Consider the following 11,207-nt stretch of genomic DNA (forward strand, 5'->3'; position numbering starts at 1 on the left):
ATCAGGTCAGCGCGCAGAGCTTGTAGACAAGTCTACGACCTCGCGAGCGGCGGTGGCGACGTCCTCGTTCACGATGAGGTGGTCGAACTCGTTCTGCGCCGCCAGCTCGACCTTCGCGGTCCGCAGCCGGCGGGCTCGCTCCTCGGCGTCCTCGGTGCCCCGGCCGACCAGTCGGTGCACCAGCTCGTCCCAGCTCGGCGGCAGAAGGAAGATGAGGGTCGCCGACGGCTCGGCCGCGCGCACCTGGCGCGCGCCCTGCAGGTCGATCTCCAGCAGCACCGTCTTCCCCTCGGCCAGGGCGGCGTCGATGGGAGCGCGCGGGGTGCCGTAGCGCGAGCGGTTGTGCACGACCGCGTATTCCAGCAGCTCGCCGTCGGCGATCAGGCGGTCGAACTCGGCGTCATCCACGAAGTAGTAGTGCACGCCGTCGATCTCGCCCGGGCGTGGAGGTCGGGTGGTCGCCGAGACGGACAGATGGATCTCGGGGTTGTTCTCGCGGATGTGCGCGGCGACGGTCCCCTTGCCTACGGCCGTGGGACCGGCGAGGACGAGCAGTCGGCTGCGCGCCCCGCGGGGCGCAGGTACGGGGAACCGGTCGTCCAGCCACTCCTCCAGCACCCGGCGCTGCCGGGCGCCCAGCCCGCCGAGCCGCTTGACCGGAGAGATGTGGAGCTGCTCCAGCACGCGGTCGCGCTTTCCCGCGCCGATCGCCGGGAGGGCCAGGAGGAAGTCGGTGATGCGCATGGACCCCTCGACCGAGTCGGGGTCCTCCGTCGCGCGATGCAGCACGGCCTGCGGGGTGACGACGCGCATCGTCAGATCCCGCTTGAGCGAAGCCCTGGCGCGTCGTCTCTCGACCGCACGGCGGGCGGCGGCGGCCCTGTCGACCTCGGGGACGGTGCGGCGTTCCTCAGCCACGGCTGACCTCTCGATACTGGGCGGCGCGGTCGGCGATCGTCTCGGCGAGGGCCGCCGGGCCCGCGGAGAGGAGGCTGCGGCTCTCGCTCGCGATCACCGAGGCGGCCTGGGGGCCGAAGCGGCGGGCGAGATCCGCGGGAGTGGCGCCCTGCGCGCCGAAGCCGGGGGCGAGGATCGGGGCGACGGGCGCGAACGGCGCGAGGCCGGCCTCCGCCGCGTCCACGGTGGCGCCGATGACGAAGCCGAAACTCCCCCACTCCCCCGCGGGCGTCGCGGCGGCGTTCCGGCGCGACACCTCGGCGACCACGGCCGCGGACACGGTCTCGCCGTCCGCGGTCGTCGCGCGCTGCAGCACGGTCGCCTCGGGGTTGCTGGTCGCCGCGAGGACGAAGAGCCCCTTGCCGTGCTCCTCAGCCAGGGCGAACGCGCCCTCCAGCGCACCGACGCCGAGGTACGGGTTCACCGTCAGGGCGTCCGCCTCCAGAGGCGCACCGGCGGGCAGCCAGGCCTGCGCGTAATCCACCATCGTCGATCCGATGTCCCCGCGCTTGGCATCGGCGATCACGAGCAGTCCGGCCGCCCGCGCGGCGGCGAGCACGTCCTCCAGCGCGGCGAACCCAGCGGCGCCGTACCGCTCGAAGAACGACACCTGCGGCTTCACGACACCGACGCGACCGGCGGCCGCCTCGACGGTACGGAGCCCGAACTCCCGGACTCCGGCGGCGTCGGCGGTCAGCCCCCACGCCGCCAGCAGAGCGGCGTGGGGGTCGATGCCGACACAGAGCGGACCGTGCGCCTCCAGAGCGGCGCGGGCTCGCCTGCCGAAGCGTTCCGTCATACCGCGGCCATCCGGTCCTGGGCGTACTCCTGCAGGCTCTTGACCTGGAAGCCCTCGTGCGCGGCGTCCATCCCGCTCACCGCCGCGCCGAGCACGGCGATGGTCGTGAAGAGCGCCTTGTCGGCGGCCACCGCGGCGGCGCGGATCTCGTAGCCGTCCGCACGGGCTGCCCCACCGGACGGGGTGTTCACGACGATGTCGATCTCCCCGTCGTTGATGAGGTCGACGATGTTCCGGGCGCCGGACTCCTGAGTCTCGCTGTACTTCTCGACCACCGTGACCGCGATGCCGTTGCGGGACAGGATCTCAGCCGTGCCCTCGGTCGCCACGATCGTGAAGCCGAGCTGCTGGAGGCGGTGCGCCGGGAGGATCACCGCGCGCTTGTCGGAGTCGGCGACCGAGATGAACACGGTTCCCGAGGTCGGCATGCCGCCGTAGGCCGCGGCCTGGGACTTCGCGAACGCGGTCGGGAAGTCGCGATCGATGCCCATGACCTCGCCGGTCGAGCGCATCTCCGGGCCGAGGACCGAGTCGACCGTCTTGCCGTCGGCGGTGCGGAACCGCTTGAAGGGCAGCACGGCCTCCTTGACCGAGACCGGAGCGTCCAGCGGGACGCGCGAGCCGTCCTGCGCGGGCAGCATCCCCTCGGCGCGGAGATCGGCGATGGTGGAGCCGGCCATGATGCGGCTGGCGGCCTTCGCCATCGGGATGCCCAGCGCCTTGGAGACGAAGGGCACCGTGCGGCTGGCCCGGGGGTTCGCCTCGATGACGTAGAGCACGCCGGCGCTGATCGCGAACTGCACGTTCAGCAGACCGCGCACGCCGACGCCCTGCGCGATGGCGAGGGTGGCCTCGCGGACGCGGTCGACGTCGCTGCGGCCGAGCGAGACCGGCGGCAGTGTGCAGCTCGAGTCGCCGGAGTGGATGCCGGCTTCCTCCAGATGCTCCATCACGCCGCCGATGAAGAGGTCGGTGCCGTCGTACAGGGCGTCCACATCGAGCTCGATCGCGTCGTCGAGGAAGCGGTCGACCAGGAGCGGCTTGCCCTCCTCGATCACGACCTCACCGGCGGTCCGCACGAAGTAGTCGCGCAGCGCGTCGGTGCCGTAGACGATCTCCATGCCGCGGCCGCCGAGCACGAAGCTCGGGCGCACGAGCACCGGGTAGCCGATCTCCTCGGCGATGCGCACCGCGCCCTCCACGTCGATCGCCGTGCCGTTGCGCGGCGCGAGGAGTCCGGCCTCGTCGAGCAGGCGCGAGAACAGCTCGCGCTCCTCGGCCAGGTCGATGGCCTCCGGGCTCGTCCCCAGGACCGTGTAGCCAGCCGCCTCGATGCCCTTCGCGAGCCCGAGCGGGGTCTGCCCGCCGAGCTGGCAGACGACGCCGAGGATGGTGCCGCTCGCCGCCTCCGCGTCCAGGACCTCCAGCACGTCCTCGAGCGTCAGCGGCTCGAAGTACAGCCGGTCGGACGTGTCGTAGTCGGTCGACACGGTCTCCGGGTTGCAGTTGATCATCACGGTCTCGAAGCCCGCGTCGGACAGCGCGAACGAGGCGTGCACGCAGGAGTAGTCGAACTCGACGCCCTGACCGATGCGGTTCGGGCCGGAGCCGATGATGACGACCTTGGTGCGGTCGGACGGCGCGACCTCGGTCTCGGCGTCGTAGCTCGAGTAGTGGTACGGCGTCAGCGCGGGGAACTCCCCTGCGCAGGTGTCGACCGTCTTGTAGACCGGGCGGATGCCGAGGCCGTGGCGCACGCCGCGGATCTCGGCCTCGCTCTCGCCGCGGAGCTGGGCGATCTGCACGTCGGAGAATCCGTGCTCCTTGGCGTAGCGCAGAGTCGCGTCGTCCAGCTCGCCGGCGGTGCGGACGACCTCGGCGACCTCGTTGATGAGGACGATCTGGTCGAGGAACCAGGGGTCGATGGCCGTGGCCTCGAACGCCTGCTCGATGGTCGCGCCCTTGCGCAGCGCCTGCTGCAGGGTGACGATCCGGCCGTCGGTCGGGGTCTTCGCGATCTCGAGCAGTTCCTCGACGGTGCGCGGCTCCTCGCCCCAGTGGAAGCTGGAGCCCCGCTTCTCGAGCGACCGCAGCGCCTTCTGCAGCGCGGTGGCGTAGTTGCGGCCGATGGCCATCGCCTCGCCGACCGACTTCATGGTCGTGGTGAGGGTGGCGTCGGCGGCCGGGAACTTCTCGAACGCGAAGCGCGGGACCTTCACGACCACGTAGTCGAGCGTCGGCTCGAAGCTGGCCGGGGTCACGCCGGTGATGTCGTTCGGGATCTCGTCGAGGCGGTAGCCGAGGGCGAGCTTGGCCGCGAGCTTGGCGATCGGGAAGCCGGTGGCCTTCGACGCCAGGGCGCTCGACCGGGAGACGCGCGGGTTCATCTCGATGACGATGATGCGCCCGTTCTCCGGGTTGACCGCGAACTGGATGTTGCAGCCACCGGTGTCCACGCCCACGGCGCGGATGATGTCGATGCCGATGTCGCGGAGCTTCTGGTACTCGCGGTCGGTCAGGGTCAGCGCCGGCGCCACCGTGATCGAGTCGCCGGTGTGCACGCCGACCGGGTCGACGTTCTCGATGGAGCAGACGACCACCGTGTTGTCGGCGGTGTCGCGCATGAGTTCGAGCTCGTACTCCTTCCAGCCGAGGATCGACTCCTCCAGGAGCACCTCGGTCGTCGGCGAGTCGCGCAGGCCGGCGCCGCCGATGCGGCGCAGGTCCTCCTCGTCGTAGGCGAACCCGGACCCCAGCCCACCCATCGTGAAGGACGGGCGCACCACGAGCGGGTAGCCGAGCTGCTCGGCACCGGCGAGGAGGTCGTCCATGGTGTGGGCGATGACGCTCTTGGCGACGTCCGCGCCCGCCTCGAGGACGAGCTCCTTGAAGACCTGACGGTCCTCGCCCTTCTTGATGGCGTCCACCTTCGCGCCGATGAGCTCGACGTCGTACTTCTCGAGGATCCCCTGCTCGTGCAGCGCCATCGCGGCGTTGAGCGCCGTCTGACCGCCGAGCGTCGGCAGGATCGCGTCGGGCTTCTCCTTGGCGATGATCGTCTCGATCACCGCGGGGGTGATCGGCTCGATGTAGGTCGCGTCGGCGAAGTCGGGGTCGGTCATGATCGTCGCGGGGTTGGAGTTGACGAGGATGACCCGGACGCCCTCCTCACGGAGGACGCGGCACGCCTGGGTGCCGGAGTAGTCGAACTCGCAGGCCTGGCCGATGACGATCGGGCCGGAGCCGATGACGAGGACGGAGCGGATGTCGTCGCGCTTGGGCATTACTTTGCGTCCTTCTTGTTCGCGATGACCATGTCGCGGAAGCGGTCGAAGAGGTAGTTGGCGTCGTGCGGTCCGGCCGCCGCCTCGGGGTGGTACTGCACCGAGAAGGCGGGGATGTCGAGGGCGCGCAGGCCCTCCACGACGTTGTCGTTGAGGCCGACGTGGCTGACCTCGACCTTGCCGTAGCCGTGCGGGCTGTCGAAGGAGCCCTCCAGGGGCGCCTCGACGGCGAAGCCGTGGTTGTGCGCGGTGATCTCGACCTTGCCCGTCTGCTTGTCCAGCACGGGCTGGTTGATGCCGCGGTGGCCGAACGGCAGCTTGTACGTGCCGAGACCCAGGGCCCGGCCGAGGAGCTGGTTGCCGAAGCAGATCCCGAAGAAGGGCAGCCCGTCGTCGAGGACCGCGCGCAGCAGTTCGACGTGGTCGCCCGACGCCGCGGGGTCGCCGGGACCGTTCGAGTAGAAGACGGCGACCGGCTCGATCGCCCGGATCTCGTCGATGCCCACGTCCTGCGGGAGGACGTGCACGTCGAACCCGCGGGCCGCGAGGTTGTCGATCGTCGCCTGCTTCACGCCGAGGTCGAGCACGGCGAGGTTGCCGATGCGCTCCCCCCTCGCCGGGGTGACGGTCGCGCTCTGGACGGACACCTGCGCGGAGAGGTTGAGGCCGGTCATCTCCGGGGCCTCGCGGACGATGCGCAGCTGCTCCTCCGGGTCGAGCTCCGCCTCCGCACCCGAGAAGATGCCGCCCCGCATGGAGCCGGCGGAGCGGATGTGGCGGGTAACCGCGCGCGTGTCGATGCCGCTGATGCCGACGATGCCGTCCTCGACGAGGACCTCGTCGAGAGAGGCGTTCGCCCGCCAGTTCGAGACGACGCGCGAGGGGTCTCGCACGATGTAGCCGGCGACCCAGATGCGGCGGGACTCGGTGTCCTCGTCGTTCATGCCGGTGTTGCCGATGTGCGGGGCGGTCTGCAGGACGATCTGTCCGGCGTAGGACGGGTCGGTGATGGTCTCCTGGTATCCCGACATGCCGGTGGCGAACACGACCTCGCCGAGGGTGCGCCCGCGCGCGCCGTACGCGCGTCCGCGGTGTCGGGTGCCGTCCTCCAGGACGAGGACGGCGGGGTCGGGAAGGCGGGCCGCGGAGGCCTGCGGGGAGGAAGTCGAGAGGGTCATGACGAGGCTCCTGTGTCAGGGGCGGCGGGGATGAGCCGCTGCAGGTCGGAGATGAGGGTCGGGAGGTCGCCGCCGGTGAGGCGCACATAGCTGTCGACGACGGTCGTGTCGTCGACGTGCCACGAGATGCGCACGAGCCCGCCGGGCTCCACGACGCGATCGATGGTGACGGTCGCGCGGTCGATGGAGACGAGGCGGTCGGCGGCGAGGAAGACGGTGGGGGCACCGTCCAGGGCCAGCGCGATGCCGCGGTCGGTCACAGCCAGCTCGCCGCGTGCGCGGAACGCCAGCGGGGTGATCGCGAGCCGTTCGAGGGGCTGCTCGTGCCGAGTTGTGGACACGTAGAGCACCTCGTCGCGGCGCGTCACCTCCGCGTGCTCCGGCACCCCGAGCGGGGCCGTGTACGCGGCATCGCGCCGCACTCGTCGTCGCCAGGCGAACAGCATCGAGAGCAGGATCAGCAGCGCGACGGCGATGATGATCGCGACCGCGAGGTCCCGTGCGCTCATGCGCCGAGCTCCTCGACGACGGCGCCGCCGTCGACCGTGAGGACGCCGCCGTGCACGGTGTACTCCACGCGGCCCGGCAGGGCGCGGCCCAGGTAGGGCGAGTTCACGCTGCGCCCGTGCAGGTCCGCGGCGGTGAACACACCGTCGACCGCGGGGTCGTACAGCGTGATGTGCGCGGGCTGCCCGGCTTCGAGCGGCGTGCCGTGGCCGGAGAGCCGGCCGATGCGGGCGGGCGTCGCGCTCATGACCCGGGCCACGTCGGCCCAGCCGATCAGGCCGGTCTGCACCATCGACTGGTGCACGACCCGCAGGGCGCTCTCCAGACCGACCATGCCGTTCGCGGCGGCCTGCCACTCGCACGCCTTGTGCTCGCTGGGGTGCGGTGCGTGGTCGGTCGCGACGATGTCGATCGTGCCGTCGGCCAGGCCCTCCCGGACCGCGAGGACGTCCTCCTCGCGGCGCAGCGGCGGGTTGACCTTGAACCGCGCGTCGTAGCCGCGGACGAGTTCGTCCGTGAGCAGCAGGTGGTGCGGCGTGACCTCCGCCGTCACGTTGACACCGCGCTTCTTGGCCCAGCGGATGATGTCCACCGAGCCTGCCGTCGACAGGTGGCACACGTGCAGCCGCGAGCCGACGTGCTCGGCGAGGAGCACGTCGCGGGCGATGATCGACTCCTCGGCGACCGCCGGCCACCCGGCCAGCCCGAGCTCGGCCGAGACGGTGCCCTCGTTCATCTGGGCGCCCTCGGTGAGTCTCGGGTCCTGCGCATGCTGGGCGATGACGCCGTCGAAGGACTTCACGTACTCCAGAGCCCGGCGCATGATCAGCGGATCCCACACGCAGAAGCCGTCGTCGCTGAAGACCCGAACCTGGGCACGGGAGGTGGCCATGGCGCCCAGCTCGGCGAGGCGCTCGCCCTTCTGCCCCACCGTGACGGCGCCGATCGGCTGCACGGTCGCGTAGCCGGCCGCCTCGCCGAGGGCGAGCTCCTGCTCGACCACGCCCGCCGTGTCGGCGACCGGGGAGGTGTTCGGCATCGCGAACACGGCGGTGAACCCGCCCGCGGCGGCCGCTCTGGTGCCGGTGAGGATCGTCTCGGAGGCCTCGAACCCCGGCTCGCGCAGGTGGGTGTGCAGGTCGACGAGGCCCGGCAGCGCGACCAGGCCCGCGGCGTCGATCACCCGCGCGCCGGTGCGGGTGAGCCCCGTCCCGACCTCGGCGATGACGCCGTCCTCGATGATGATGTCGGCGCCGTCCGCGCCGAGCAGCTGTGCACCGGTGATGACGAGGGTCTCGCTCACAGGTCTCCCCCTCGTTCGTCGTCTCGTTCTCCTGCCAGCAGCAGGTACAGCACCGCCATGCGCACGGAGACCCCGTTCGACACCTGTTCCAGCACCGTCGAACGGGGGGAATCGGCAGCTTCGGAGGAGATCTCCAGTCCCCGGTTCATGGGTCCGGGGTGCAGGACAATGCTACCGCCCGGCAGAGCCGCCACGCGCCGTGCGTCCAGGCCCCACCGGCGCGAATACTCCCGCTCAGTCGGGAAATACGCCGCGTTCATCCGCTCGAGCTGGATGCGCAGCATCATCACGGCGTCCGGCCCCTCCGCGAGGGCTTCGTCCAGGTCGTAGACCACGCGGACCGGCCATAGGGACACGTTCTGCGGAACCAGGGTCGGCGGCGACACGAGCGTGACCTCGGCGCCGAGCGTGGTGAGCAGCCAGACGTTGGAGCGCGCCACGCGGGAGTGCAGCACGTCGCCGACGATCGTCACCCGGAGACCGGAGAGGTCGCGTCCGCGGCTCTCCGCACCGAAGCAACGCTTGCGGATGGTGAAGGCGTCGAGGAGCGCCTGAGTGGGGTGCTCGTGCGTGCCGTCGCCCGCGTTCACGACGCCGGCGGAGATCCAGCCGCTCGTGGCGAGCGTCTGCGGGGCGCCGGAGCCGGGGTGCCGCACGACGACCGCGTCGGCGCCGATCGCCTCGAGCGTCTGCGCGGTGTCCTTCAGGCTCTCGCCCTTGGAGACGCTGGAGCCCTTGGCGGCGAAGTTGATGACGTCGGCGGACAGGCGCTTCGCGGCGGCCTCGAAGGAGATGCGGGTGCGCGTGGAGTCCTCGAAGAAGAGGTTCACGACGGTCTTCCCGCGGAGCGTCGGGAGCTTCTTGACCTCGCGGGACTGGGTGTCGGCCATGTCCTCCGCGACATCGAGGATGCGCAGGGCGGTCGCTCTGTCGAGCGTGCGGGTGTCGAGGAGATGCCTCATTCGCCGATCGTCACCTCCTCGGCGCCGTCGTTCTCGAACAGACGCACGTTGACGCGCTCGGTGCGCGCGGACGGGATGTTCTTGCCGACGAAGTCGGGGCGGATGGGAAGCTCCCGGTGTCCGCGGTCGATGAGGATCGCGAGCCGCACGACGGCGGGACGGCCGATCGACTGCAGGGCGTCGAGCGCGGCGCGGATGCTCCGGCCGGAGAACAGGACGTCGTCGACGAGGACGACCGTCTTCCCGTCGATGCCGCCCGCGGGGATCTCCGTCGGCTGCGGCGATCGCGTCGGGTGCTTGGCGAGGTCATCGCGGAAGAGCGTCACGTCGAGGGATCCGACGGGGACGGAGACCTGCGCGATCTCGCTGATCAGCGCGGCGAGCCGGTGGCCCAGCGTCACGCCGCGGGTCGGGATGCCCAGCAGGACGAGGTCGTCGGCCCCGCGATTGGACTCGAGGATCTCGTGCGCGATCCGGGTCAGCGCTCGTGAGATGTCGGCTTGGTGCAGCACAGTGCGCACACCCATCAGCCGCTCCCTTCTCCGCCTCACAGGACGGTGTTAAAGGTTGCTTGTGATCTCAGTCTATCGGAGCGCTCAGGCCTCCGCAGATCAGCTCGCCTCGCGGAGCACCGGATCCGTCACGTCGTCGATCTTCGAGGAACGGATCGGGTGGCCGCTCGTGGAGAGGCAGCGTCCGGTCTTCAGGTCCCACTTCCAGTCGTGCATGCTGCACGTGAGGATGCCGTCCTCGTCAACCTTCCCCGTCTTGGTGAGGTCGGCGCGCAGGTGCGGGCAGCGGCGCTGGACGACCCAGTCGCCGATCTCCGCGTCCTCGGTCTGGTCGGTCTGCTCCTGGTACCAGTTCTCGACGTACTCGATCCGGTCGACCGAGAGGCACTTCAGGAACGTGGTGAGGAACTCGTTGAACTTGCCGCTGCGGCCGACCGAGAACTGCATCGACAGGAAGATCGAGTTCGACCAGTCGATCTCGTGGTCGCGGATGTTCGTCGAGACGAGGTCGGCCGGGATCGTGTACCAGTACACGCACTCCTCCCCCGCGTACTCGCGGACCTTGGCGCGCGGGAAGTCGACCACCATGTCCAGCTCCCCGATGCGGAAGCGGACGTGCCCGCCGACCCCGAGGCGGATGGTGCGCGACTTCTTCAGCAGCGGCTCCCACCACTCCTTGATCGCGGCCAGCATCTCGTCCGGCGGGATGATCTCGGCGCGCGAGGCCTCCTCGTCGCGGATCTCCTGCTGGCGGGTCGCGCGCTGCTCCTCCAGGTACTCCCACTTCTCGTCGAAGATGTGGGCGAGCTCGGCCTCGGTGTAGAGCGTCTGCTCGGTGGTCACCGCACCGCCGTCGATCGTGACGAGCGTGCCGGGGACGAAGAGCTGCCCGTCGTACTTCGGGGCCAGCTCCTTCATGTGCGCGATGAACTGCTTCTGGTCCGTGAAGATGGACTCGCCGTTGCGGCCCATCCCGTTGAAGTCGAAGAGGTCGTCGCGGAGGAACATGGGCGGACCCGCCATCGGGAAGACGTGCGGAGCGTCGACCTTCTCGATGTAGTACATCGCGCGCTTGTTCTGCGCCTCGCGCTTGAGGCGGGCGAAGTTCTGCTTCGCGTCCAGCGGCAGGTCGTAGACCATGGGCCACCAGATCGCCCCGGAGACCTGCGTGAAGTAGGCGTCGGGCTTCCCGAAGTGCAGCAGCTTGTCGAGATCGAGCGGGTGCGAGTCGTTCTGGTTCAGCATCGAGCCCGTGCCGTCGTCCACGCTGAGCGACGAGTCGCCGATCGGGCCGTCGCTCGGTGCGCGCAGCGGGGTGATCATCATCTTGAGCGCCCCGCGCTCGATGATCTCGCCGGCGGGCGCGTAGGTGATGTTCGTGTAGCCGAGCGCCCGGATGTCCTGCTCCAGGTCGTCGATCGGATACTCCGGCAGGAGCACCTCGATGTCCTTGCGGATGTACCGCTCCAGGAGCGCCGGGTCGAAGTGGTCGCGGTGCCGGTGCGAGATGTAGAGGAAGTCGGCTTCACGACCGTAGCGCTCCCAGTCGAGCGCGCGGTTGTCCGGGAACGGGAACCAGGACCCGAAGAAGGACGGGCCGAGCACCGGGTCGCAGATGATGTTGCCGCCCACCGTCTCGATGAACATGCCGGCGTGGCCGAGTCCCGTGATCCGCATTGCATTCCTCTCGAAGATGAACCGTTCG

Annotated in this window: 9 protein-coding genes; all 9 read right to left on the reverse strand. The window is 70.2% G+C overall.

The window, feature by feature from the left end:
* Positions 1-6: 6 nt before the first annotated feature.
* A complete protein-coding gene (gene gmk, locus IZR02_RS08325) occupies positions 7-918 on the reverse strand; it encodes a guanylate kinase (protein WP_025103491.1) in 912 nt (303 codons plus the stop codon).
* The gene (gene pyrF, locus IZR02_RS08330; RefSeq protein ID WP_025103492.1) at positions 911-1,756 is read right to left on the reverse strand and encodes an orotidine-5'-phosphate decarboxylase; all 846 of its coding nucleotides are present in this window, start codon (positions 1,754-1,756) and stop codon (positions 911-913) included. Before pyrF ends, gmk begins: the two co-directional genes overlap by 8 nt.
* Entirely contained in the window at positions 1,753-5,040 is a 3,288-nt protein-coding gene (gene carB, locus IZR02_RS08335; protein ID WP_025103493.1) for a carbamoyl-phosphate synthase large subunit, read from the reverse strand. The genes pyrF and carB overlap by 4 nt, the downstream gene beginning before the upstream one ends.
* The gene (gene carA / locus IZR02_RS08340) at positions 5,040-6,218 is read right to left on the reverse strand and encodes a glutamine-hydrolyzing carbamoyl-phosphate synthase small subunit (RefSeq protein WP_025103494.1); all 1,179 of its coding nucleotides are present in this window, start codon (positions 6,216-6,218) and stop codon (positions 5,040-5,042) included. The genes carB and carA overlap by 1 nt, the downstream gene beginning before the upstream one ends.
* The gene (locus IZR02_RS08345) at positions 6,215-6,727 is read right to left on the reverse strand and encodes a PH-like domain-containing protein (protein ID WP_025103495.1); all 513 of its coding nucleotides are present in this window, start codon (positions 6,725-6,727) and stop codon (positions 6,215-6,217) included. Before IZR02_RS08345 ends, carA begins: the two co-directional genes overlap by 4 nt.
* A complete protein-coding gene (locus IZR02_RS08350) occupies positions 6,724-8,028 on the reverse strand; it encodes a dihydroorotase (RefSeq protein WP_025103496.1) in 1,305 nt (434 codons plus the stop codon). Before IZR02_RS08350 ends, IZR02_RS08345 begins: the two co-directional genes overlap by 4 nt.
* Positions 8,025-8,990, reverse strand: coding sequence for an aspartate carbamoyltransferase catalytic subunit (locus tag IZR02_RS08355; RefSeq protein ID WP_217316376.1), 966 nt, complete (start codon positions 8,988-8,990; stop codon positions 8,025-8,027). The genes IZR02_RS08350 and IZR02_RS08355 overlap by 4 nt, the downstream gene beginning before the upstream one ends.
* Positions 8,987-9,517 carry a bifunctional pyr operon transcriptional regulator/uracil phosphoribosyltransferase PyrR gene (pyrR, locus tag IZR02_RS08360; RefSeq protein WP_025103498.1) on the reverse strand — a complete coding sequence of 177 codons (531 nt, stop codon included), beginning with the start codon at positions 9,515-9,517 and terminating at the stop codon, positions 8,987-8,989. The genes IZR02_RS08355 and pyrR overlap by 4 nt, the downstream gene beginning before the upstream one ends.
* Before the next feature lie 84 nt (positions 9,518-9,601).
* Positions 9,602-11,179, reverse strand: coding sequence for a Rieske 2Fe-2S domain-containing protein (locus tag IZR02_RS08365; RefSeq protein ID WP_025103499.1), 1,578 nt, complete (start codon positions 11,177-11,179; stop codon positions 9,602-9,604).
* Positions 11,180-11,207 lie beyond the last annotated feature (28 nt).

It is taken from the genome of Microbacterium paraoxydans (genome assembly GCF_019056515.1).
Taxonomy (GTDB): Bacteria; Actinomycetota; Actinomycetes; order Actinomycetales; family Microbacteriaceae; genus Microbacterium.